Origin of the sequence: Massilia sp. R2A-15, from assembly GCF_030704305.1 — a bacterium.
Lineage (GTDB): Bacteria > Pseudomonadota > Gammaproteobacteria > Burkholderiales > Burkholderiaceae_D > JAFCUW01.
In genome coordinates, this window is record NZ_CP131935.1 from 3128900 (window position 1) to 3152642 (window position 23743).

The 23743-nt window shown below is 66.1% G+C and carries 24 protein-coding genes; 15 read left to right on the forward strand and 9 right to left on the reverse strand.

The window, feature by feature from the left end; genetic code table 11:
* The 5 genes from Q4S45_RS14345 (at position 1) to Q4S45_RS14365 (ending at position 5306) form a co-directional block, all read left to right on the forward strand.
* Positions 1-984, forward strand: coding sequence for a sensor domain-containing diguanylate cyclase (locus Q4S45_RS14345; protein WP_305505298.1), 984 nt, complete (start codon positions 1-3; stop codon positions 982-984).
* 198 nt (positions 985-1182) lie between these two features.
* Positions 1183-2394 carry an efflux RND transporter periplasmic adaptor subunit gene (locus Q4S45_RS14350; RefSeq protein ID WP_305505300.1) on the forward strand — a complete coding sequence of 404 codons (1212 nt, stop codon included), beginning with the start codon at positions 1183-1185 and terminating at the stop codon, positions 2392-2394.
* Positions 2391-3116 (forward strand): ABC transporter ATP-binding protein, encoded by a 726-nt coding sequence (locus Q4S45_RS14355; RefSeq protein WP_305505302.1) that lies wholly within the window; start codon positions 2391-2393, stop codon positions 3114-3116. The genes Q4S45_RS14350 and Q4S45_RS14355 overlap by 4 nt, the downstream gene beginning before the upstream one ends.
* Positions 3113-4336: an ABC transporter permease gene (locus Q4S45_RS14360; protein WP_305505304.1), complete on the forward strand. Its 1224-nt coding sequence runs from the start codon at positions 3113-3115 to the stop codon at positions 4334-4336. The genes Q4S45_RS14355 and Q4S45_RS14360 overlap by 4 nt, the downstream gene beginning before the upstream one ends.
* A gap of 10 nt (positions 4337-4346) precedes the next feature.
* On the forward strand, positions 4347-5306 hold the full coding sequence (locus Q4S45_RS14365; RefSeq protein ID WP_305505306.1) for a tetratricopeptide repeat protein: 960 nt from the start codon (positions 4347-4349) through the stop codon (positions 5304-5306).
* A 68-nt stretch (positions 5307-5374) separates the two neighbouring features.
* On the opposite strand, the gene Q4S45_RS14370 is transcribed toward Q4S45_RS14365, so the two are convergent.
* The 4 genes from Q4S45_RS14370 to edd form a co-directional block, all read right to left on the reverse strand.
* Positions 5375-5881: a hypothetical protein gene (locus Q4S45_RS14370; RefSeq protein ID WP_305505308.1), complete on the reverse strand. Its 507-nt coding sequence runs from the start codon at positions 5879-5881 to the stop codon at positions 5375-5377.
* An 88-nt stretch (positions 5882-5969) separates the two neighbouring features.
* Positions 5970-6494 (reverse strand): Rhs element Vgr protein, encoded by a 525-nt coding sequence (locus Q4S45_RS14375; protein WP_305505310.1) that lies wholly within the window; start codon positions 6492-6494, stop codon positions 5970-5972.
* Positions 6495-6500: 6 nt separating this feature from the next.
* Complete coding sequence (gene eda / locus Q4S45_RS14380) at positions 6501-7124, reverse strand: bifunctional 4-hydroxy-2-oxoglutarate aldolase/2-dehydro-3-deoxy-phosphogluconate aldolase (RefSeq protein ID WP_305505312.1); 624 nt, start codon at positions 7122-7124, stop codon at positions 6501-6503.
* The gene (edd, locus tag Q4S45_RS14385) at positions 7121-9037 is read right to left on the reverse strand and encodes a phosphogluconate dehydratase (RefSeq protein WP_305505313.1); all 1917 of its coding nucleotides are present in this window, start codon (positions 9035-9037) and stop codon (positions 7121-7123) included. Before edd ends, eda begins: the two co-directional genes overlap by 4 nt.
* A 230-nt stretch (positions 9038-9267) precedes the next feature.
* Between edd and pgi the strand changes: the two genes are divergently transcribed.
* The 8 genes from pgi to Q4S45_RS14425 all read left to right on the forward strand — a co-directional run bounded on the left by pgi (position 9268) and on the right by Q4S45_RS14425 (position 18172).
* Complete coding sequence (gene pgi, locus Q4S45_RS14390) at positions 9268-10914, forward strand: glucose-6-phosphate isomerase (protein WP_305505314.1); 1647 nt, start codon at positions 9268-9270, stop codon at positions 10912-10914.
* Entirely contained in the window at positions 10911-11804 is an 894-nt protein-coding gene (locus Q4S45_RS14395; RefSeq protein WP_305505316.1) for an SMP-30/gluconolactonase/LRE family protein, read from the forward strand. Before pgi ends, Q4S45_RS14395 begins: the two co-directional genes overlap by 4 nt.
* 115 nt (positions 11805-11919) lie before the next feature.
* Positions 11920-13479 (forward strand): ATPase domain-containing protein, encoded by a 1560-nt coding sequence (locus Q4S45_RS14400; RefSeq protein ID WP_305505318.1) that lies wholly within the window; start codon positions 11920-11922, stop codon positions 13477-13479.
* Complete coding sequence (locus tag Q4S45_RS14405; protein WP_305505319.1) at positions 13476-14720, forward strand: sensor histidine kinase KdpD; 1245 nt, start codon at positions 13476-13478, stop codon at positions 14718-14720. The genes Q4S45_RS14400 and Q4S45_RS14405 overlap by 4 nt, the downstream gene beginning before the upstream one ends.
* 131 nt (positions 14721-14851) lie before the next feature.
* On the forward strand, positions 14852-16318 hold the full coding sequence (gene zwf, locus Q4S45_RS14410) for a glucose-6-phosphate dehydrogenase (RefSeq protein WP_305505321.1): 1467 nt from the start codon (positions 14852-14854) through the stop codon (positions 16316-16318).
* Positions 16318-17172, forward strand: a complete 855-nt coding sequence (locus tag Q4S45_RS14415) for an SIS domain-containing protein (RefSeq protein ID WP_305505323.1) — start codon at positions 16318-16320, stop codon at positions 17170-17172. The genes zwf and Q4S45_RS14415 overlap by 1 nt, the downstream gene beginning before the upstream one ends.
* 93 nt (positions 17173-17265) lie before the next feature.
* Positions 17266-17763, forward strand: coding sequence for a GAF domain-containing protein (locus Q4S45_RS14420; RefSeq protein ID WP_305505325.1), 498 nt, complete (start codon positions 17266-17268; stop codon positions 17761-17763).
* A gap of 1 nt (position 17764) precedes the next feature.
* Positions 17765-18172, forward strand: coding sequence for a hypothetical protein (locus Q4S45_RS14425; protein ID WP_305505327.1), 408 nt, complete (start codon positions 17765-17767; stop codon positions 18170-18172).
* 10 nt (positions 18173-18182) lie between these two features.
* Here Q4S45_RS14425 and Q4S45_RS14430 read toward each other — a convergent pair whose 3' ends face one another.
* The 4 genes from Q4S45_RS14430 to Q4S45_RS14445 form a co-directional block, all read right to left on the reverse strand.
* Positions 18183-18455: a hypothetical protein gene (locus tag Q4S45_RS14430; RefSeq protein WP_305505329.1), complete on the reverse strand. Its 273-nt coding sequence runs from the start codon at positions 18453-18455 to the stop codon at positions 18183-18185.
* Between the two features lie 95 nt (positions 18456-18550).
* Entirely contained in the window at positions 18551-19315 is a 765-nt protein-coding gene (locus tag Q4S45_RS14435; RefSeq protein WP_305505331.1) for a slipin family protein, read from the reverse strand.
* A gap of 117 nt (positions 19316-19432) precedes the next feature.
* The gene (locus Q4S45_RS14440) at positions 19433-19948 is read right to left on the reverse strand and encodes an outer membrane beta-barrel protein (protein WP_305505333.1); all 516 of its coding nucleotides are present in this window, start codon (positions 19946-19948) and stop codon (positions 19433-19435) included.
* 235 nt (positions 19949-20183) lie between these two features.
* Entirely contained in the window at positions 20184-20573 is a 390-nt protein-coding gene (locus tag Q4S45_RS14445; protein ID WP_305505335.1) for a hypothetical protein, read from the reverse strand.
* Between the two features lie 174 nt (positions 20574-20747).
* Between Q4S45_RS14445 and tal the strand changes: the two genes are divergently transcribed.
* A complete protein-coding gene (tal, locus tag Q4S45_RS14450; RefSeq protein WP_305505337.1) occupies positions 20748-21680 on the forward strand; it encodes a transaldolase in 933 nt (310 codons plus the stop codon).
* Between the two features lie 102 nt (positions 21681-21782).
* Here tal and Q4S45_RS14455 read toward each other — a convergent pair whose 3' ends face one another.
* Positions 21783-22397, reverse strand: a complete 615-nt coding sequence (locus Q4S45_RS14455) for a TetR family transcriptional regulator (RefSeq protein ID WP_305505340.1) — start codon at positions 22395-22397, stop codon at positions 21783-21785.
* Between the two features lie 134 nt (positions 22398-22531).
* Between Q4S45_RS14455 and Q4S45_RS14460 the strand changes: the two genes are divergently transcribed.
* Complete coding sequence (locus Q4S45_RS14460) at positions 22532-23731, forward strand: efflux RND transporter periplasmic adaptor subunit (protein ID WP_305505342.1); 1200 nt, start codon at positions 22532-22534, stop codon at positions 23729-23731.
* Positions 23732-23743: the final 12 nt, after the last annotated feature.

Consider the following 23743-nt stretch of genomic DNA (forward strand, 5'->3'; position numbering starts at 1 on the left):
ATGGGCAGCATCGACATGATCCGCCCAGGGATGCTGGAAAATGTGCTCGGCGCGCTCGACCTGGGCGCCGTGGTGCTCGACAACGCGCGCCGCGTTGTGCTGTGGAACCGCTGGATGGCGCTGCGCTCGGGCTGCACCGAAGTCGAAGTACTGGGACGCGACTTTTTCGCCGTGTTCCCCGAACTGCACGGCAAGCGCCTCGACCGCGCGGTGCTGCAGGCGCTGCGCGACAACTTCCCCGCCGTGCTGTCGCAGACGCTGCACAAGGCGCCGCTGCCGCTGTTCGCCGACCACGAAGCGCGGCTGGGCGGCCTGCGCATCCAGCAGGCGGTCGCCGTGACGCCGCTCGATGTCGAAGGCGGCCGGCGCCACTGCCTGATCCAGGTCAGCGACGTGAGCGCGGCGGTGCAGCGCGAACGGCTGCTGCGCGAGCAGGCGCTCGAGCTGCGCTCGCAGACCTTCTCCGACGGCCTGACCGGCATCGCCAACCGCCGCCATTTCGACCAGGCGATCGAGAAGGAGCAGCGGCGCGCCAAGCGCTCCGGCGTGCCCTTGTCGATGCTGATGATCGATATCGACTTCTTCAAGGCGTACAACGACCACTACGGCCATCAGCAGGGCGACGACACCCTGATCCGCGTGGCCGCCGCGCTGGCGGGCCGGCTGAAAAGGCCGCCGGACCTGATCGCGCGCTACGGCGGCGAGGAGTTCGCGGTGATCCTGCCCGACATGGACAGCGCGGGCGCAACCGGCATCGCCGAGACGATGCGCAAGTGCGTCGCGCAGCTTGCCATTCCCCATGCCGGCGCGCAGGGGGCGGCGCAGGTGACGATCAGCATCGGCGTGGCGACGCAGGCGCCGAGCAATCCGCTCGAAGTGGCCGAATTGATCGGCGCGGCCGACCGGGCGCTGTACGAAGCCAAGCGCGGCGGCCGCAACCGGGTGGCGGTCGATCAGGCATGGGGTCAGGTCCGGCGGACCTGACCCCGGCGTTGTCGCCGGCGCCAGAAACAAGCGGATCTCATCGCCAGCCGCGGCGAAAAAACCGGGGTCAGGTCCGCAGGACCAGACCCCGCAGCTCGCACTCCCTTGTCTTTGTATGTATGTTGCATGAAATACAAAGTTGCTGCACACTGGATCCATCGCGCGGTAGCGCTTCACCGGGTTCGGGTGCAAACAACGATGAAAATTTTGACGAAGAAGCGCGTGGTGCTGGCGTTGGGACTGGTCCTCGCCGGCGCTGCAACCGCGGCCTACCTGCAAAGCAAAAAAGAAAAGCCGATCCCCGATTCCCTCTACCGCACCGCCGCCGTCGATAACGGCAACATCACCCAGACCGTCACCGCCACCGGCACCATCAACCCGGTTGCTCTGATCAACGTCGGCTCGCAGGTTTCGGGCACCGTGGTCGAACTGAACGCCGACTTCAACGACCACGTAAAAAAAGGCCAGGTCCTGCTCAAGCTCGATCCGACCATTTTCGACGCGCAGATCCGCCAGGGCGAAGCCAGCGTGGCCTCGGCCGCCGCGTCGATGCGGCTGGCGCAATCGAACTTCGACCGCAACGTGCGCCTAGTGGCGCAGAACTATGTGTCGACGCTGACGCTGGAACAGTCGCGCCGCGAGCTCGATGTCGCCAGGGCCAACGTCAAGCTGGCCGAGGCGCAGCTGGCGCGCTCGAAGGCGGACCTGGCCAACAGCGTGATCCGCGCGCCGATCGACGGCGTCATCATCAAGCGCACCATCGACCTGGGCCAGACCGTGGCTGCGTCGTTCAACACGCCGAACCTGTTCCAGATCGCGCGCGACCTGACCAAGATGCAGATCGATACCAACGTGTCCGAGGCCGACGTGGGCGCGCTCAAAGCCGGTCAGCCGGCGCGCTTCGTCGTCGACGCCTATCCGGACCGCGAATTCGACGCCACCATGCGTCAGTTCCGCCTGGCCGCCAACGTGGTGCAGAACGTCGTCACCTACAACGTCGTGCTCGACGTCGAGAACAAGCAGGAGCTGCTCAAGCCGGGCATGACCGCGCAGGTGCGCCTGGTGGTGGGCAGCCGCCAGAACGTGCTGCGCATTCCGACCGCCGCGCTGCGTTTCCGCCTGTCCGACGAGGAGCTGGAAAAGGAGCGCAAGAAGCGCGTTGCGGCCAACGGCGGCAAGCCCGAACCGTTGCCGCCGCCGCCGGCCGACGAGGACGACCTGTCGTTCCGCAGCAAGAGCGAAGCGCAGCGCCAATTCAAGATCTACAAGCTCGACGCGCGCAATGCGGCGGTACCGGTCGACGTGAAGGCCGGCCTATCGAACTACCGCTACACCGAAGTGGTGGCGGGCGACCTTAAAAAGGGCGACAAGGTCGTCACCCGCACGCTGGCGCCGGCGAAGACCGAATGAGCGGCCCGCTGATCGATATCCGCGGCGTCACCAAGAGCTACTTCTCGGGCGGGATCGAGACCCCGGTCCTGTTCGGCATCGACCTGCAGGTGCCGCGCGGCGACTTCCTGGCAGTGATGGGGCAATCCGGCTCCGGCAAATCGACCCTGATGAACATCTTCGGCTGCCTCGACCAGGCCACCGGCGGCGCCTACATGCTGAACGGGATCGACACGCGCACCCTGTCGCGCGCCGAACTGGCCATGGTACGCAACCGCACGATCGGCTTCGTGTTCCAGAGCTTCAACCTGATCAAGCGCATGAGCGTGGCGGAGAACGTCGCGCTGCCGCTGATTTACGCCGGCGTCGGGCGCGGCCGTGCGCACGCGAAGGCGCTGCATGAACTCGAACGCGTCGGGCTGGCCGGCTACGCGAAGCGCACGCCGAACCAGCTGTCCGGCGGCCAGCAGCAGCGCGTGGCGATCGCGCGCGCGCTGGTGGGCGACCCGCCGCTGATCCTTGCCGACGAGCCGACCGGCAACCTCGATACCCACACCAGCGAAGAGATCATGCGCTCGTTCCAGCAGCTGAACGCGGAGCGCGGCATCACCATCCTGCTGGTCACGCACGAGCCGGACATCGCCGCCTACAGCCGGCGCCTGATGCGCCTGAAGGACGGCCGCGTGGTGTACGACGGCCCGGCGCTCGAGGGCCTGCGCCAGCTTCACGAGGCGGCGCCATGAACCTGCTCCAGGTCGTGATCGAGGCGTTCCGCTCGATGGGCGCTAACCGCCTGCGCACCGTGCTGACGATGTTGGGCATCATCATCGGCATCACCTCGGTGGTGCTGCTGCTCGCGCTCGGCGACAGCATGCAGCGCTTCATCGGCAAGGAACTGCAGGCGCTCGGCACCAATATGCTGTACGTGTTCCCGGGCGGCAGCCGGGCCGCCGAGCGGCGCATGCGCACCAACGCCGCGCCGTCGCTGACGATGGACGATGCGATCTCGCTTAATAATATTCCCAGCCTGTCCGGCTCCTCCCCAGCCCTGCAAGGCGGCTTCAAACTTTCGGCCGGCAACGAGACCGCGAGCTTCACTGTGTTCGGCGTCACGACCGAGATGTTCGCGATCCGGAACTGGAAGCTCGACCAGGGCAGCGGTTTTTCGGAAGCCGACGTGCGCGCCGCATCGCGAATGGTGGTGATCGGCCAGAAGGTGGCCGACCAGTTCTTCTACAAGCTCGACCCGATCGGCAAGTCGATCCGCATCGAGAACGTGTCGTTCGAAGTGGTCGGCGTGCTGCACGGCGAAGGCAAGCAGATCGACGGCGGCAACCTGGCCGACATGGTCATCGTGCCGATCACCGCGGCGCGCGCGCACCTGATCCGCAGCCCCTTCCCCAACAATGTCCACTACGTCGCGGTGCAGGGCAAACCGGGCCAGAACCTCGATGACGCGGTCGAGGACATCAAGGAGCGCCTGCGCGACCGCCATCGCATCAAGGTCGACGACCCGGACGACTTCCGGGTCGAGAACCTGGCCTCGTTCGCCGAGGTGGCCCACAAGATCAGCGCCGGCATCGCGCTGCTGCTCGGGCTGATCGGCGCGATCTCGCTGGTGGTCGGCGGCATCGGCATCATGAACATCATGCTGGTGTCGGTGACCGAGCGCACGCGCGAGATCGGCATCCGCATGGCGATCGGCGCCAAGCCGCGCGACGTGCTGCTGCAGTTCCTGACCGAAGCGGTAGTGATCTGCCTGGCCGGCGGCGCGATCGGCATTGCGATCGCCGTCGGCGCGGCGGCCGGCATCACCTCCACCGGCAAATTCGACGTGTTCATCACGCCGTCGGCGATCCTGCTCGCCTGCGGCTTTTCCAGCCTGGTCGGCGTGTTCTTCGGTTTTTATCCCGCGCGCCGCGCCTCACGCCTGCAGCCGGTCGACTGCCTGCGCTACGAATGAAAGGATCTCCATGAAGTTATCCCTGCTGGCCGCCGCGATGCTTTTCGCCCAGGCCGCCGCCGCCAACGAATACAGCGCGCTGCTCAAGGCGCACAAGTACGCCGACGCGGAGCGCATCGCCAACGCGAAGCTGGCGCAGGACCCGGCCAACCCCGAGGCGATCGCCGCGAAGGTGGAGGCGATCCTTCCCGCCGGCCGCTACGACGAAGCGGCAAAGCTCGGCGAGCAATGCATCGCGGCGCACCCGCAGGTATCGAACTGCCACCTCTGGTTCGGCAATGCGCTCGGGAGCAAGGCGCTGTCGGGCGGGATGATGTCGATGATCGGCTCGGCCGGCACGATCCGCGACGCCTTCAAGAAGGCGGTCGAACTCGATCCGCAGAATGTCGGCGCGCGCATGTCGCTGCTGACCTTCTACATGCAGGCGCCGGGTATTGCCGGCGGCGGCAGCGGCAAGGCGCACACGCTGGCGGCGCAGACGGCGGCCATCAATCCGGATGCCGCCAGGGTGATGCAGGCGCGTCTCGATGCGTCCGACGACAAGGTCGCGAAGGCCGAGGCGGCGGTGCTGGCGATGCCGGTCAGCGCCAACGACGACGTGGCCGACGCCCAGCGCGACCTGATCAACAATCTCGGTTTCAACTACCTCAGCGAAAAGAAGTACGCCGACAGCGAGCGCCTGTACCGCGAGGCACTCAGGCGCTTCCCGGACAACGACGTCGCGGTGTACGGCCTGGCGCGCGTGCACCAGGAACAGGGCAGGCACCGCGAAGCGCTGGCAGGCATGGAGCAGGTGCTCGCGATGAACCCGCGCGCGGGCGCCTGGTACCGCATCGGACAGTCGCAGCTGGCGCTGGGCGATAAGTCGAAGGCCACGGCGGCGTACGAAAAGGCGCTGGCCTACAAGACCGGGCTGTCGGCGAAAATGCGGGCCGACGCCGAGGAACAACTGAAGGCACTGAAGCGGTAAAGGAAAAGCCCGCGCGACCGGCGCCGGTCGCAGCTCGGGGTCTGGTCCCGCGGACCTGACCCCATGTTCTATTTGCCTGCCATGCAGCCGTACGAATTTTTCCCTTCGCGCGCGCCCGGCGCGATCGGCAGCACCTTGACGTCGCCGTCGCGCTGCCGCACCAGGCAGAACCTGGCGCCATAGCTGCGCGCCTGTTCGGGAGTCCCGCCACTGCGCACGTCGATCGTCACCTCGTACACCCTGCCCGGCTCGAGCTCGGTGGCGCGCGTCTGCGGCAGCGACTGCACCCGCCCCGCGTACGGGATGCACATGCTGAACATGACCGGGAAGGTGCGCCCGCTCGGCATCGACATCTTCCACATCGTCTCGCGCGGCCTGGCCGAGGTGTCGATCACGCTGATCGCCTCGAAATCGGGCGCGCCGCCGCGCCGCTCCTCGCGCTCGGAAATCGTGAAGCATGGCTGCCCCTTCTTCGCATCGCGCACTTCCGCTTCTCCTACGCGTTGCGCCGGCGCGCCTCCCGCCCGCGCTGACCACAGCAGCAGGATGATCGGGATGAATACACGGAAGTACATGGGCCCTCGCCGGAAAAAGTTGCGTCTCGCAAACTTCTAGCGTACGGCTTTCAGCCCGGATGTGTTTGACGCCGCGCAAACCGCGCCACTAACGGCGGCGTCCGAACATGCGCGGCAGGTGCGCGCGGCTGGATGGATCGGCAATGAAATCGGCCAGCACTTCCTCAAACAGAGGGAGGCGATCGGCGTTGTGGCGCCAGCGCATCGCTTCCGGCGCATCGAGCAGTTTCAACACAAAATAGTCGGCCAACAGGTCGCCTTGCGCTTCCATGTTGAAGTCGGCCAGCGTGGCGCCGTCGCGCAGCCGGTAGCGGTAATCGAGCCCGATGCGCACGGCCCCGCGCAAGCGCACCGGATAGCCCAGCTGGTGCTGCCAGACGTGCACCATCTCGTGCATGAACCAGTGGCGCGCGCCGATGTCGGCGCACGAATAATCGTCCAGGAAGCAGGAGCGGTGGAAGTAGATGCTGCCGTTGGGCGTCATCGCGCAGTTACGCGGCTGGAACGGCAGGTAGCGCCGCCCGATTATGCGAACTTTCGCATAATCGATGGCGTCGCCGAACAGCATCGACGCCATCGCCACTTCGCCCGCGGTCAGGCTGCGCTTCGACACGAACGTTTAGCCCAGGGCTGCGGCCGCCTTCGCCAGTTCGGTGATGCGGGCCCAGTCGCCGGCGGCCAGCGCGTCCTTCGGGGTCAGCCAGGAGCCGCCCACGCAGGCGACATTTTTGCAGGCCAGGAAAGCCGGCGCGGTCTCGATCGAGATCCCGCCGGTCGGGCAGAACGTCACGTCCGGAATCGGCCCGCCGATCGCGTTGAGCATGCCGACGCCGCCGGCTGGCACCGCCGGGAACAGCTTGAGCTGGCGGAAGCCCGCCTCGCGCGCGGCCAGCACTTCGGACGGCGTCATCACGCCGGGCAGCAGCGGCAGGCCGCTCTTTTTGGCCGCCTCGATCAGCGCGGGCGTCAGGCCCGGCGACACGCCGAACACGGCGCCGGCGTCGCGCGCGGCGGCAAACTCCTCCGGCTGGGTCAGCGTGCCGACGCCGACGATGGCGCCTTCCACGGCGGTCATCGCGCGGATCGCGTCGAGGCCGTGCTTGGTGCGCAGCGTGACTTCGAGCACGCGGATGCCGCCCGCCACAAGCGCTTTGGCCAGCGGCACGGCGTGTTCAGGGTCGTCGATCGCGATGACGGGGATGACGCGCGCAACGCGCATGATGTCGAGCAGGTTCATGGTCATGATGGGTTCTTGATCAAGGTGTCTTCGTCGGAGCCGGGCACGATTTCGCCGACATCGGCGCCTTCGTGCAGCGGCACGGTGGTGGGGATCGGCGATGGCAGCGCGAAGGTCGTGGCCCCCTTCTCCGCTTCGCTGACCGAGTGGCGGAACATCGAAAACAGCTCGCGTCCCATGCCGATGTGGGACGACGACAGGTCCGCCGTCGCCATCGCGCGCGCATGCCAGACTGCGTCCGGCACCAACGCCTGCAAGGTGCCCAGGGTGGCGTCGAGGCGGATGATGTCGCCGTCGCGCACCAGGCCGAGCGGGCCGCCGGCCAGGATTTCCGGCGACACGTGAATCGCCGCCGGCACCTTGCCCGACGCGCCCGACATGCGGCCGTCGGTGACCAGGGCGACCTTGCGGCCGGCGTCCTGCAGGTTGGCCAGCGCGGGCGTGAGCGCGTGCAGCTCCGGCATGCCGTTGGCGCGCGGGCCCTGGAAGCGGATCACGGCGATGAAGTCGCGGTCCAGGTGGCCGGCCTGGTAGGCGTGCATGAAGTCTTCCTGCGAATTGAAGGTCAGCGCCGGCGCCTCGACGATGCGGTGCTGCTCCTTGACCGCGGAGATCTTCATCACCGCGCGACCCAGGTTGCCCTTCACGAGGATCATGCCGCCGTCGTTGGCGAACGGCGTTGCGGCCGGGCGCAGCACGTCGGTGTCGGCAGATTGCGCCACCGCCGGCTTCCACACCACCTGGTCGCCGTCGAGGAACGGTTCCATGCAGTGCGCGCGCAGGCCCTTGCCCAGGATGGTGCGCACGTCGTCGTGCAGCAGGCCCTGGTCGAGCAGTTCGCGGATCACGAAGCCGGGACCGCCGGCCGCGTTGAAGTGGTTCACGTCGGCGTCGCCGTTCGGGTAGATCCGCGTCAGCATTGGGATGATGGCCGACAGTTCGTTGAAGTCGTCCCAGTCGATCACGATGCCGGCCGCCTTGGCGATCGCCACCAGGTGCAGCGTATGGTTGGTCGAGCCGCCGGTCGCCAGCAGGCCGATGACGGCGTTGACGATCGCCTTTTCGTCGACGATATGGCCGACCGGCGTGTAGTTGCCGCCCTGCGGGGTGATGGCGACGGCGCGCTTGGCTGCGGCCGCGGTGAGCGCGTCGCGCAGCGGCGTACCCGGCGTGACGAAGGCGGCGCCGGGCAGGTGCAGCCCCATGAACTCCATCAGCATCTGGTTGCTGTTGGCGGTGCCGTAGAAAGTGCAGGTGCCGGCGCTGTGGTACGAGGCCGACTCGCCTTCTAGCAGTTCCTCGCGCGTGGCCAGGCCCTTTGCGTAGCGCTGGCGGATCGCCGCCTTGTCCTTGTTCGACATCCCGCTGGTCATCGGGCCGGCCGGCACGAACACGGCCGGCAGATGGCCGAAGTGCAGCGCGCCGATCAACAGGCCAGGCACGATCTTGTCGCACACGCCCAGGTACAGGCCGGCGTCGAACATATTATGAGACAGCGCAACCGCGGTGCTCATGGCGATGGTGTCGCGCGAGAACAGCGACAGCTCCATGCCGGGCTGGCCTTGCGTCACGCCGTCGCACATGGCGGGCGTGCCGCCGGCGAACTGGGCGACCGCGTCGGCTTCGCGCACGGCGGCCTTGATAATCTCGGGGAAGAACTGGAACGGCTGGTGCGCCGACAGCATGTCGTTGTAGGAGGATACGATCGCGATCGACGGCTTCTTCTGCTCTTTCAGTTTGAGCTTGTCGTTGGCGGGGAAGGCGGCGAAACCGTGCGCCAGGTTGGTGCAGGCCAGTGCGCTGCGCTGGACGCCCTGGACGCGCGCCGCGTCGAGGTGCGCCAGATAGGCGGCGCGCGACGGGCGGCTGCGTTCGATGATGCGGTCGGTCACCGCCTGGAGTACTGGATGGAGCGCCATGGTCAATCCTCTGAAATTAATTTCTGAAATTTTACTACAAAATTGTCGGCAGAACCTGTGCGGTGCAAATATTCTTGTGCAAATGGGTCAGGTCCGCCGGAGCGACGGGGACGCCGAGTTCCCGCGCTTGCTAGCGATGCGTATCCATTACGCCGTCGGCATTCCATCATGTAGTGAATTTACCGAAATTTCCTGTATCATAAACATAATCCCATTCTACTCTCGATGCCATGCGCCAGCCTGCCCTCACCTCCACAGCCAGTTTCCAAGCCCTCGCCGACCACGCCGCCGATGCCGGCAAGTGGCAGATGCGCGACCTGTTCGGCGCCGATCCCGACCGCTTCAAGAAGATGTCGGTCGAAGGCGCGGGCCTGTTTCTAGACTATTCAAAAAACCGCCTTGACGGGCGCACGCTTGAACTGCTGGTGGACCTGGCGCGCACCCGCGGCGTCGAGCGCCAGCGCGACGCGATGTTCGCCGGCGAAAAGATCAACCTGACCGAAGACCGCGCCGTGCTGCATACCGCCCTGCGCGCGCCTTTCGATGCGCCGGCGCTGGTGGTCGATGGCCAGGACGTCGGCGCCGACGTGCACGACGTGCTGGCGCGCGTGCGCCGCTTTTCAGACGCGGTGCGTTCCGGCGCCTGGCGCGGCCACACCGGCAAGCCGATCACCGACGTCGTCAACATCGGCATCGGCGGCTCCGACCTCGGGCCGAAGATGGTCTGCCTGGCGCTGCGCCAGTACTCGCTGCCGACGCTGAACCTGCACTTCGTCTCGAACGTGGACGGCCACGACATGGACGCGACGCTGTCCCAGGTCGATCCGGAAACCACCCTGTTCATCGTCGCCTCGAAAACCTTCACCACCAGCGAAACCATGATGAACGCGCAGACCGCGCGCCGCTGGTTCCTGGCGCTGGCGCAGCCCGAAGCGCTGGCCAAGCACTTCGTCGCCGTGTCCACCAACACGGAGGCGATCAAAAAATTCGGCATCGACCCGGCCAACATGTTCCCGTTCTGGGACTGGGTTGGCGGGCGCTATTCGGTGTGGTCGGCGATCGGTTTGCCGATCGCGCTGGCGGTCGGCTACGGCTACTTCAGCGACTTCCTGGCCGGCGCCCACGCGATGGACCAGCATTTCAAGAGCGCGCCGCTGGACCGGAATATGCCCGCACTGCTTGCGCTGGTCGGCTTCTGGAACCGCCAGTTCCTCGATTGCGGTTCGGTGTCGATCGCGCCCTACCACCAGGACCTGAACCGCTTCCCGGCCTACCTGCAGCAGCTCGAGATGGAAAGCAACGGCAAGCGCGTCACACGCGGCGGCGATCCGGTCGACACGCCGACCTGCCCGGCGATCTGGGGCGAATGCGGCACCAACGGCCAGCACGCCTACTTCCAGCTGCTGCACCAGGGCACCGACGTGACGCCGATCGATTTCATCGCCGCGCTGCGGCCGGGGCACGAGTTTGCGCAGCACCACGCGGCCCTGCTGGCGAACTGCTTCGCGCAGTCGGAAGCCTTCATGCGCGGCAAAACCACCGACGAAGTGCGCGCCGACCTGCAGGCGCAAGGCCTGGCGGCCGACGAGATCGAGCGCCTGGCGCCGCACAAGACCTTCCCCGGCAACCGCCCCAGCAACACGATCCTGATGGAATACCTGACGCCGCATTCGCTCGGCGCGCTGGTGGCGCTGTACGAGCACAAGACCTTCGTGCAGGGCGTGCTGTGGGACGTCAACAGCTTCGACCAGTGGGGCGTCGAACTGGGCAAGGTACTTGCGAAGAACATCGAAGCCGAATTGACCGGCGACGCGCAGCCGGCAAAGCACGACAGCTCCACCAATGGCCTGATTGCGATGGCCAAGGCGGCCGTATGAGCGACGCCATCGAAGTCGCATACGATCAGCCGATGGCGGTGGGCGAATGCCCGCTGTGGAACCAGGCCGAAGCCTGCCTGTACTGGGTCGACATCGACGGCTTCGCGATCCACCGGCTCGATCCGGCCAGCGGCGCGCACCGCAGCTGGGCGATGGAGAGCGAACCGGCCGCGATCGGCCTGCACGCCGGCGGCGGCCTGGTCGTCGCGCTGCGCTCGGGCTTTGCGCACTTCGACACCGGCAGCGGCGCCCTGACGCCGATCGCGCCGGCGCCTTACGACACCGGCAAGGTGCGCTTCAACGACGGACGCGTGGACGCGGCGGGCCGCTTCTGGGTCGGCACGCTGTACGAGCCGCGCACGGAACAGGCGGCCGAAATGTACTGCCTCGAGCGCGGCCAGGTGCGCCTGGCCTGGTCGGGCGGCATGACGGTCTCGAACGGCCTTGGCTTCAGCCCGGACCGGCAGTGGATGTACCACTCCGACACCACCAGCCACCGCATCGACCGCTATCCGTTCGACGCCGCCACCGGCAATGTCGGCGAAGCGCAGCCGTTCCAGCGCTTCTCAACCGACAAGGCGGCAGCCAGCTATGGCGGGCGTCCGGACGGCGCCGCGGTCGACAGCGAAGGCGCCTACTGGAGCGCGATGTTCGAAGGCGGCCGCCTGCTGCGCCTCTCCAGCGACGGCGAACTGCTGCGCGAAGTAGTGCTGCCGGTGCGTGCGCCGACCATGATGGCCTTCGGCGGCCCGGACTTGCGCACGCTGTATATCACCAGCGCGGGCACCAAGCGGCCGGCGGACGAGCGCGCGCGATACCCGCTCTCCGGCTGCGTGCTGTCGATGCGGGTGGACGTTCCCGGCCTGCCGGAGCCGCTCTACCAGCCCTGATCAGCCCATCTTTCCATCTGTGCGCTAGCGGACACAGGTAGCCTGATAGACTGTCGGCATTAAATGGGGTCAGGTCCGCCGGACCTGGCCCCGAACTTTTCGCGCACGGAGAATCATGGTGGACACGCTGGTCAAAACAGGGATTACCGGACTCGATGAAGTCCTGCTGGGCGGCCTCCCGCGCCATAACAACATCATCGTGGAAGGCGCCCCCGGCTCGGGCAAGACCACGCTCGGCCTGGGATTCATCCACGCCGGCGCGGAGCTGTACGACGAGCCGGGCGCCATCGTGTCGTTCGAACTCGATTCGACCAAGCTGTTGCGCGACGCCGCCGGCTTCAGCTGGGACCTGCAAGGCCAGATCGACTCCGGCAAGGTGAAGGTGATCCAGACCAGCCCCGCCGTGCTCCTGAGCGAATTTCGCAATGCCGAGGGCGCGTTTTCCGAATCGCTGCGCGCGATGGGCGCCAAGCGCCTGCTGATCGACGGCCTGACGCCGCTGCGCCTGTACGCCGAAGTGCACGACCTGCCCTTCCGCGAAGACGTGCACGTGCTGATCGAGGGCCTGAACCGCCTCGGCGTGACCACCATGGTCACCGCCGAACGCGACGAGTCGATGGGCGCCGCGGCGCACGAGCGCTTCGTGTTCGACACCATCATCTCGCTCACGCGCGAGGAAAACCGCCGGCGCGTGCAGCGCCGCCTGACGGTGCTCAAGTCGCGCGGCCAGGACTTCATCGGCGGCAGCCACACCATGCGCATCGAACCGAACAAGGGCATCCACGTGTACCGCCGCGCCCAATCGCGCCCGCTGTCGCTGAACGAGCAGCCCACTTCCGACAAGCGCCTGTCGGTCGGCTCCGAATCGATCGACGCGATGATGGACGGCGGCCTGTACGAAGGGTCGGTCACCATGGTCAGCGGCATCTCCGGCACCGGCAAGACGGTGCTGAGCGTGCAGTTCCTGAAGTCGGCCATCGCTGCCGGCCACAAGACGCTGCTGGTGAGCCTGGACGAACATCCGCGCCAGCTGATGCGCAACGCCGCTTCGCTCGGCTTCGACCTCGAAGGCATGGTCGAGCGCGGCGAACTGTTCCTCCATTACGAGTCGCCGCTCGAACTCGAGCTCGACGTGCACTTCGACCGCATCATCAAGCTGGTCGAACAGGAGGGCATCGACGTCGTCGTGTTCGACTCGATCGCCGTCTACGAGATGACCAGCCGCGACGAGGTGGCCGACTACCTGTACGCGCTGGCGACGTTCTTCAAGAACCGCCTGGCGACGATCCTCTTCAACTACGAAAGCCCGGAGCTGCTCGGACTGTCGCAGATCAGCGAGGAGCTCAAGGGCTCGCACCTGGTCGACAACATCATCCTGCTGAACTACGTCGAGATCTCCACCGTGCTGCGGCGCGCGATCGCGATTCCGAAAGTGCGCGGCAGCCGCAACATCCAGGTCACGCGCGAGTACGTGATCGCCGAAGGCGGCCTGCAGCTGCTCGAGGAAGAAGCGGGCGGCGATGCGGCCGGCGTGGTGCCGCAATTGCCGTTCTCGTCGTACTACGGATTGCTGTCACGCTCGCCGTCGCGCCAAAGCCCGTTGATCGAAGGCGCCATCGCCCAGGGCGACAAGATGCCCTCGTCGGTCGATTTGCCGGTCGAAGCGAACAAGTGATCCACATCGCGCAGCCCCATGTCGCCCAGATCGATTGGGATGGCTGGGTCGCGCCCCTGAATCAGTACGCCCTGTCCACCGGACTGGCCGTTTCGGCATGGGATGCGCAGGGCCGGCGCACGGTCGGGCCGCTGGTGTCGTCGCGCACCACCAGGTTCCTCGGCACGGGGACGCTGTGGAACGAAAGCGGCGCCGGCGCCGAATTCGAACGCGAGATCGTCGCCGCGGTCGTGGACAGCGGCGCGCCGGCGCCCGACCGCATGTTCCACGGCATGCGCGTCTCCAGCCTGCCGCTGACCCAGTCGGGCAAGGTCTACGGCGTGCTGGTGTTCGGCTGGTGCTTCCGCGACTTCACCTCCCCGCTCGAATGCGAACGCATCGCCAAGCTGTCCGGCCTGTCGGGCCAGGCGCTGTGGAACGAGGTGCGGCTCGAGGCGCCCGTCTCGGACGCGCGCATGGCCACTTACACCGCCCTGCTCGCGACCCTGGCCGGATCGTTCGACCGCCAGCGCGAAATCATCGACGAGCTCAATCGCGTCAGCCGCGCGCGCGACCTGTTCCTGGCCACCGTGTCGCACGAGATGCGCACGCCGCTGGCGGCGCTGTCGATGCGCGTCGAACTGATGCTGCGCACCGTGCAGGACCTGCCGCCGGCCATTGAAGCCGGCCTGACCGCGATGCGCCTGCACGTGCGCCAGGAAGCGGGCATGGTCGACGACCTGATCGACGCCGCCCGGACCCTCACCGGGCATATGTCGATCGTGCCGGCCGACGTGGCGCTGGGCCGCATCGTGCGCGACGCCGTATCGACGATCGAACCGGCGGCGCACGAAAAGGGCATCGCCTTCAGCGTCGCGCCGGCCGATTTCGGCGACGGCATCACGCTCGCGGCCGACGCCAGCCGGCTGCAGCAGGTGATCTGGAACCTGCTGCTCAACGCCATCAAGTTCACGCCGGACGGCGGCGCCATTCGGGTCGCCATCCGCGACAGCGCGGGCCACGTCGAAATCGACATCGCCGACAGCGGCCAGGGCATCGCGGCGGAAGACCTGCCGCACGTGTTCGGCGCCTTCACGCTGCAAACCAGCGGCAACGCGACCGGCCTCGGCCTGGGCCTGTACATCGCGCGCCGCATCGTCGAACTGCATGGCGGCACCCTCACCGTCGACAGCGCCGGCACCAACAGGGGAACGACGTTTACGATCCGTGTGCCGCGCGGCCGGGACGGGGCGATCGAGTAGTAAAATTTCTTGTGATTCGATTATTTATGTAGTAAATTTACATAAACGAGCCGGCGCGGCACTTGCGTGCGCCAGCGCGGGGCGACAAGCGGCATCATCCATCCGGCATCCTACTTTTGCGAACACATACTATGGCTCTCAACGATTTTGACCTCGTTCTTTTTGGCGGCAGCGGCGACCTGGCGATGCGCAAACTGCTCCCTGCGATGTACTCGCGCGACGTGGCCGGCGACCTGCCGCCGGGCGCGCGCATCATCTGCGTGGGCCGTCACGAATGGTCGCAGGAGGAATTCCTGCAGGCCGTCGAGACCAACTCCAAGCCGCACATCAAGGCGCCCGACGAGGCGAAGTACACCCAGTTCATCAAGCGCATCGTCTACGTGTCGATGAACGCGACCGACGAGAAGACCTACGGCGCGCTGGTCGAGGCGCTGCGCAAGGACGACAGCCTGACGCGGGTCTACTACCTGGCCACGCCGCCGCACCTGTTCGCGCAGATCTGCGACAACCTCGCCGCGACCGGCCTTGCCACCGCCAATTCGCGCGTGGTGCTGGAAAAGCCGCTCGGACGCGACCTCGAATCGGCCAAGCAGATCAACAAGGAAGTGGGCAAGGTGTTCGCCGAGTCGCAGATCTACCGGATCGACCACTACCTCGGCAAAGAGACGGTGCAGAACCTGCTGGCGCTGCGCTTCGGGAACATCCTGTTCGAGCCGCTGTGGCGCCGCGAATGGATCTCGGACGTGCAGATCACCATCGCCGAGAAGATCGGCGTGGGCAACCGCATGGGCTACTACGACACCTCCGGCGCGCTGCGCGACATGCTGCAGAATCACCTGCTGCAGCTGCTGTGCATCGTCGCGATGGAGCCGCCGACCTCGATCGCGCCGGACGCCGTGCGCGACGCCAAGCTGCAGGTGCTGCGCTCGCTCAAGCGCTTCACGCCGACCACGCTGGCGCAGAACATCGTGCGCGGCCAGTACCGCGCCGGCCACGTGGACGGCCAGCCGGTGCCGAGCTACAAGGACGAGCCGGACGCGCCGGAGCAGTCGCGCACCGAGACCTTCGTCGCGCTGAAGGCCGAAATCGACACCTGGCGCTGGGCCGGCGTGCCGTTCTACCTGCGCACCGGCAAGCGCATGGCCGACCGCCTCGCCGAAATCGTCGTGCGCTTCAAGCCGATTCCCCATTCGATCTTCAACCAGCCGACGTCGAGCTTCCAGCCCAACACCCTGGTGATCCGCCTGCAGCCGGACGAAGGCCTGTCGATGAACCTGATGGCCAAGACGCCGGGCGACAGCATGCGCCTGAAGCAGGCCGAACTCGAACTCGATTTCCGCGAGCAGTTCAACTCGCCGCGCATGGACGCCTACGAGCGATTGCTGCTCGACGTGCTGCGCGGCCAGCTCACCCTGTTCATGCGCGGCGACGAACTGGAAGCGGCGTGGGAATGGGTCGAGCCGATTCTCGACTACTGGGAGCAGGCCGACAGCAATCCGATTCCGTATTCGTCCGGCACCTGGGGACCTGCGGCGGCGAGCGCACTGATTGGCCGCGACGGCCTGCAGTGGCGCGAAGAAGCCCTGCCTGAAGACTGATGTTGCTCGACTCTATCCGCACCCAGCTCGACTCGCTGTCGAAGTCCGAGCGCAAGGTGGCGCTGGCGGTGCTTGAGCAGCCGTCAGCGACGGTCAGCCAGAACATCACGGCGCTGGCCAAGAGCGCGCAGGTGTCGGAGCCGACCGTCGTGCGGTTCTGCCGCACGCTCGGCTACGACGGCTGGCACGAGTTCAAGCTCAAGCTCGCCCAGGGACTGGCGCTGGCGCTGCCCGGCGCGAACGAGCAGCCGGCGCAGGACGACCTGGCGTCCGACCTGGTCAGCAAGATCTGCAGCCGATCGATCAACACCCTGCTCGACCTGCGCAACAACCTCAATCCCGAAGCGATCCAGAAGTCGCTCGATATCCTGTCGCGCGCGAACAAGATCGAGTTCTATGGACAGGGCACGTCTGGCATCGTCGCGGCCGACGCGCAGCACAAGTTCTTCCGCTCCGGCGTGCCGACGGTGGCGTACTCGGATCCGAACATCCACAGCATCGCTGCGGCGCTGCTGCGCGAAGGCGATGCGGTCGTCGCCATCTCCCAGCGCGGCAACAGCCCGGCGCTGGTGCGCTCGGTGAAGCTGGCGCGGCGCGGCGGCGCGGACGTCATCGTGCTGGCGCCGTCCGGCACTCCGCTGGCCGACCTGGCCACGGTGCTGATCCCGATCGACCTGGTGTTCAACACCGACCCGTACACGCCGATTTCCGCGCGCCTTGCCTACCTGGTGGTGATCGACGTGCTGGCGGTCGGCCTGGCGCTGCAGCGCGGACCCGAGTTCCGCAAGAAGATGCAGAACGCGCAGAAGGCGCTGCAGGAATTCGACATGCAGTTCGATTCGTTCATCGGCTAGGTGACTGGGTCTGAGACCGCGGATCAGACCCAGGTGTGTGCGCATCATCTCAGATAAAATACCCGCTTCGTTCACATCGCCTTCGACGACACCATGCACATCACCCCCGCCGCCTCCACCAAGCCCGATTACGCCATGCTGGCCCGCCAGGTCGCCAGCATCCTCGAAGGTGAGCGCGACCTGGTCGCCAATGCGTCGCAGTTCTCCGCCTTCATCTACGACACCATCGCGGAACTGAACTGGGCCGGCTTCTACCTCACCCGCCCGAACAAACAAGGCGACGGCCAGGAACTGCTGGTCGGCCCGTTCCAGGGCAAGGTCGCCTGCGCGCGCATCCCGTTCGGGCGCGGCGTGTGCGGCGCCGCGGCGGCCCAGCGCAAGACGATGCTCGTGCCCGACGTGCACGCCTTCCCCGGCCACATCGCCTGCGATTCGGCGTCGAACGCCGAAATCGTCATCCCGCTGATCAAGGACGGCGCGGTGCTGGGCGTGTTCGACATCGACAGCCCTACCCTGAACCGCTTCAGCGAAGAAGACCAGTCCGGACTGGAAGCGCTGGTCCAGGCCTTCCTCGACGCGACGGATTTCTGAGATGCGCGCCCTCGCCGCTTTCCTGTTCGCCCTCTCATTGACGCAGGGCGCCATTGCACAGGAGGCGCTGCCGAACTGGTACCAGGTCATCGGCGGAAAATGGGACGTGCCGCTGGAAGTCGCGATGGACGCGGCGTCGGCGATCAAGGCATCCGCCATCGACAACGCTCCGCGCAACCGCCGTCCCATGCGCGACATCTCGGCCTACACGGTGCAGTATCAGGGTGTGGTCGTGGACGGAGCACGCCTTGTCCGCCTGAGCGGCGCGTGCTCCTTGTGGGGCCGCACGCCCGAATCGCTTCGCGACGGCTGGCTGGTAATTGCCGATGGCGGCGACTGCTATTACGACGCCACCTATGACCCTGCAAGCAAGCGCATCACCTCAATCCGCGCCCACGGCCACGCCTGATCGCCGGCCTTCAGAACGACGAACAATTGAAAAAGCCGCGGTGGCCGAAGCAGGTGGTCGTCGTCGGCGAGGTCCGGTAGCGCGCAATGGCGTTCTTGGTGTCCAAGTTGAGGATGCACCCGCGCCACTGATCGGAGCCGTTCGGAAATCCCAGCCGCTCGCACGCGGGCCCGTACACGACGATCATCTCGTCCACTTCGCGCTGCTGTTGCGCAGCGCGCTCCGCCGGGGTGGCGCAGCCGCCCAGCAGCAGCGCCAGCGTCAATGCCATAGTCGTACGCATGATAATTCCCTCTCTCGGTTTCCTTCGCACCGCCAGCGGCGCGACGGCGAACAGTCATTGTTCACCCGTATATTCCAGTTCGATGGCGCAAGGTTCTATGGAGACGCGCCTTTCCCGGACTGGAGGAAGTGCTGCACCAGGTCCATCGGCAGCGGGAAGATGACGGTGGTGTTCTTGTCGGCGCCGATCACCGTCAGCGTTTCCAGGTAGCGCAGCTGGATCGCCTGCGGCTCCCTGGCCAGGATCGCCGCGGCCTCGAACAACTTTTCGGCCGCCTGCAGCTCGCCCTCGGCGTGAATCACCTTGGCGCGCCGCTCGCGCTCCGCCTCGGCCTGGCGGGCGATCGCGCGGATCATCGACTCGGTCAGGTCGATCTGCTTGATTTCGACGTTCGATACCTTGATGCCCCACGAGTTGGTCTGCGCGTCGAGCGCCTGCTGGACATCCAGGTTGAGCCGCTCGCGCTCGGCCAGCATGTCGTCGAGCTGGTGCTTGCCGAGCACCGAGCGCAAGGTGGTCTGCGCCAGCTGGCTGGTCGCATTCAGGTAATCCTCGACCTCGATCACCGAGCGCGCAGCGTCGATGATGCGGAAATAGATCACCGCGCTCACCTTCACCGACACGTTGTCGCGCGAGATCACGTCCTGGGTCGGCACCTCCAGCACCACGGTGCGCAGGTCGACCCGCACCACCTTCTGGATCGCCGGGATGATCAGCACCAGGCCCGGCCCCATCACCTTGTAGAACCGGCCCAGGAAAAACACCACGCCGCGTTCGTACTCGCGGAAGATCCAGACCGTGGAAAACAGCAGCAGGCCGATGATGAACAGGAAGAACACGCCACCAAATTGCAGCACCATGATCGCTCTCCTCGCAGGATTCGACGCCATACCGCAAGCATACGCCCGCGCGCGCGAACGTGCGCAGAATGCAAAAAAGCCCGCCGAAGCGGGCTTTCCTGATCGAACCGGCGGCGCTTAGAACTTCAGCGACAGGCTGGCGCCGATGTTGCTCGAATCGCTGCTTGGACGCTGCGCTTCCAGGCGTGCAGTGATGTTCGGGGTGAAGGTGTAGCCGACGCCCACGCCGTACAGCACGCCCGAGGTCGAATCGGAGGCGCTGCCGTAGCCGGAAACGCTGCCCTTGGCGTCGAGGCGGTTGTAGCCCAGACGGCCGTAGACGTTGAATCCGCTCTGCAGCGGCACCGAGCCGATGAACGACAGCGCGGTCTGGTCAACGGTCACGCCGACCTTGGTGCTGCCGACGAACTGGTCGAATTCGCCCAGACGGCGATAGCCTGCCTCGATCGAGAAGTTAGGGTGGAACTGGTAGCCGACGAACGCGCCGAAGCTGCTCTGGCGATCCGAGATGCCGTCGAACTTGGTGCTGCCGACGTCGGCGCCAGCGTAGATGGCTGGACGTGGCATCTGCTGGGCGAACGACGACGAAGCGACGACGGCGAGGGCCGCGGCGATAGCGATTTTCTTGAACATGGTTGGCCTTTGTGATAATGAATGGAGGCGCCGATCGGGTAGTTGTCGGCGACTCGGGCATTATTACAATCCTATTACTCACCAGCAATCAATTTTAGGTAACGAATAGTAAGCAAACAACAGAATGTTGTAAATTGCGCAGAATTGAATGCCAGGCATGCAACCTCATCGGGTTCAGCCCGAAAGCTCCGCTTTTGGATGTGCGCCGCCGGCGGTCAGACCCAGGTGCGGCTGACTACATGCGCGCGGCCTTGGCAGCCTCAGTCGTGCCGCCATTGGACGTATGGTCGTTCGCCTCGCCGGTCACAGGTGGCTTCACCCTGGCCTTCTTCACCTTCTTCTTCATATGCTTCACCTTGTGGGCGGGGCGCGGCACGGCGTTCGGCGACGTGTGGTCGTTCGCCTCGCCGACGATCGGCGGCACCACGCCGGGATTGATGTTGCCGGTCGCATTCGTGATCCTGCCGGCGGGCTGCTGCACCGCGTTGGGCGACGTGTGGTCGTTCGCCTCGCCAGTCTTCGGCGGCTGGACCGTGGCCGTTTGCGCCTGCGCGCTGAATGCGCCCGCCATGGCCGCCGCTGCCGCCACGCCGATGAATGCCTGGATGATCGTTTTCCGCCTCATGTGCCGCTCCCTTGAAAAAGTTATCGGTGAAATAATTGACATGGACACAGTGTAACGACGACAACACCACGCGGCGCGCGATTGCAAACAGGCAATCGCGCAAAAAGCCGTTGCGCGGCGATGATTTCCGCTTGATACAATACGGGCCCGACTTTCCTTTCCCTAGCGTACGCCATGAATCAACTCGAACAGCTCAAGCAATTCACCACCGTGGTCGCCGACACCGGCGATTTCCAGTCGATCAAGGCGTACACGCCGCGCGATGCCACCACCAATCCGTCGCTGATCCTGAAGGCAGTGCAAAAGCCTGAATACCGTCCGCTGCTCGAGCAGGCCGTGCGCGACTTCCCGCAGCTGTCGACCGGCGACGTCATCGACCGCCTGCTGATCGCGTTCGGCGTCGAGATCCTGAAGATCATCCCTGGCCGCGTCTCCACCGAGATCGACGCGCGCCTGTCGTTCGACACCGAGGCGAACGTGGCCAAGGGCCGCGAACTGATCGCGCTGTACGAAGCGGCCGGCATCGGGCGCGAGCGCGTGCTGATCAAGATCGCCTCGACCTGGGAAGGCATCCGCGCCGCCGAGATCCTCGAGCGCGAAGGCATCCGCTGCAACATGACCTTGCTGTTTGCGCTGCCGCAGGCGATCGCCTGCGCCGAAGCGGGCGCGCAGCTCATTTCGCCGTTCGTCGGCCGCATCTACGACTGGTACAAGAAGTCGACCGGGGTGGAATACACCGGCGCCGACGATCCGGGCGTGCAGTCGGTCAAGCGCATCTACAACTACTACCGCAAGTTCGGCTACCAGACCGAGGTGATGGGCGCGAGCTTCCGCAACACCTCGCAGATCCTGGAACTGGCCGGCTGCGACCTGCTGACGATTTCGCCGGACCTGCTGCAGCAGATGGCCGATACCGATGCGCCGGTGGCGCGCAAGCTTGGCGGGGAAGACGGCGGCGCCACCGTGGAAAAAGTGTCGATCGACGAGAAGACGTTCCGCTTCATGCTCAACGAAGACGCGATGGCGACCGAGAAGCTGGCCGAAGGCATCCGCGCTTTCTGCGCCGATTCGGGCAAGCTGAAGCAGATGATTGCGGCGATGCGCTGATTGAAGATGGGGTCAGGTCCGCGGGACCAGACCCCGACTTCGATGCGGCCGTCGCGTCACCGGGGTCTGGTCCTGCGGACCTGACCCCATCTTATTTGCTGCCTATGCCCGCAAACACGCCAAATGCGTGTCCACGATCTGCGTCCCCAGCTTCATTAAATCGAACGCCTGCTGGTCCAGCAGCCAGGTGCGCAGCAAGCCATCCATGATCGCCCACAGCCCCAGCGCCACCGCCGTCGCATCGACGTCCGCCTTCACCTGCCCGCTCGCGATGCCGTCGCGGATCCGCGCCTCGGTGCGCGCCATCCACAACTCCTGATTCTGCTTGCGCCGCTCGCGCACCGCATTCAACTCGTCGACGAACTCCATCTTCAGGGTCGCAATCTCGAACACCCGCCGCGCCTGCGGATCGTCCACCGTCACGCGGAACACGCACAGCATGTGCTCGCGCAGCGCCTCGAGCGGATCGGCCGCGTTGGCTTCGTCGAGCAGCTGGCGCGCCGCCTCGAGCGGCATCTTGACCCGCTCCATCATCGCGTTGAACATCGCCCCCTTGTCGAGGAAATGCCAGTAGATGGCGCCGCGCGTCACACCGGCCGCCGTTGCGATATGCTGGAGGGTCGTCCCCGAGACGCCTTGTTTCACGAACAGTTGCTCCGCCGCATCGAGGATGCTGTCGCGAGTCGCCAGCGCGTCTTCCTTGGTCCTGCGTACCATGCCTTCCCTTCAATTATCGCCGTCAAAACATTTAAACATACAGTCGTGATAGTATATCCGGAAATTTGACAAAAGCCAGCGGCAACACGGTCTACCCGACTGCCACAGCCGCATTTCCAAAGGATGCACACGCAATGCGCACTTCCCCCTCCTCCACCTTGTCCATGACACGGATCGCCGCCGGCACCCTGTTCGCCCTCGCCGTGCTCACCGCCTGCGGTTCGAAGGACGCCGCCCAGGCCGGCGCGCCCGGCGGCAATCGCCCGCCGCCGGAAGTCGGCGTGATCGTCACCAAATTCGAGCCCGTCGCGCTGCAGACCGAACTGCCGGCGCGCGTCGAGCCGGTGCGGGTGGCGCAGGTGCGCGCGCGGGTGAACGGCGTGGTGCTCAAGCGCCTGTTCCAGGAAGGCAGCGAAGTCAAGGCCGGCCAGGCGCTGTACCAGATCGACCCGGCGCCCTACCAGGCCGCGCTGGCCAGCGCCCGCGCCAACCTCGGCAAGTCCGAGGCGAACCTGAACCAGGCCGCCGCCCAAGCCTCGCGCTACAAGCCGCTGGTCGAAGCGAACGCGGTCAGCAAGCAGGAATACGTCAACGTCGTCGCCGCGCAGAAGACCGCAGAGGCGGACGTCGCGGCGCAACGCGCGGCCGTGCAGATTGCCCAGATCAACACCGGCTACGCGACCGTGACGGCGCCGATCGCCGGCCGCATCGGCCGCGCGCTGGTGACTGAAGGCGCGCTGGTGTCGGCCACCGAAGCGACCCAGCTCGCGCTGATCCAGCAGACCAGCACCGTCTACCTGAACATCACCCAGTCGGCCGGCGACCTGCAGCGCCTGCGCCGCGACGCCGGCGCCAAGGCCAATGCGGCCGGCGGCGTGCCGGTGACAGTGATGCTCGACGACGGCTCCGAGCTGCCGCGCAAGGGCAAGCTGCTGTTCTCCGACGTGACCGTGGACCCGACTTCGGGCCAAGTCGCGCTGCGCGCCGAAGTGCCGAACCCGGACAACGCGCTGCTGCCCGGCCAGTACGTGCGCGTGCGCCTGTCGCAGCAGCAGCTGCCGGCGGCCATCGTGGTGCCGCAGCAGGCCGTCACCCGCGGCACCCAGGGCGACACCGTGATCGTCGTCGGCGCCGACGGCAAACCGGCGCCGCGCCCGGTCAAGATCGGCTCCCAGCAAGGCACCAATTGGATCGTGCTCGATGGCCTGAAACCAGGCGAGCAGGTGGTGGTCGACGGCTTCCAGAAAATGATGGTGCCGGGCGCCCCGGTCAAGCCGGTGCCATGGACGCCAACGGCAGCCAGCACCGCCCCAGCGCCAGCCGCCGGCAAATAACAGATACAGGAC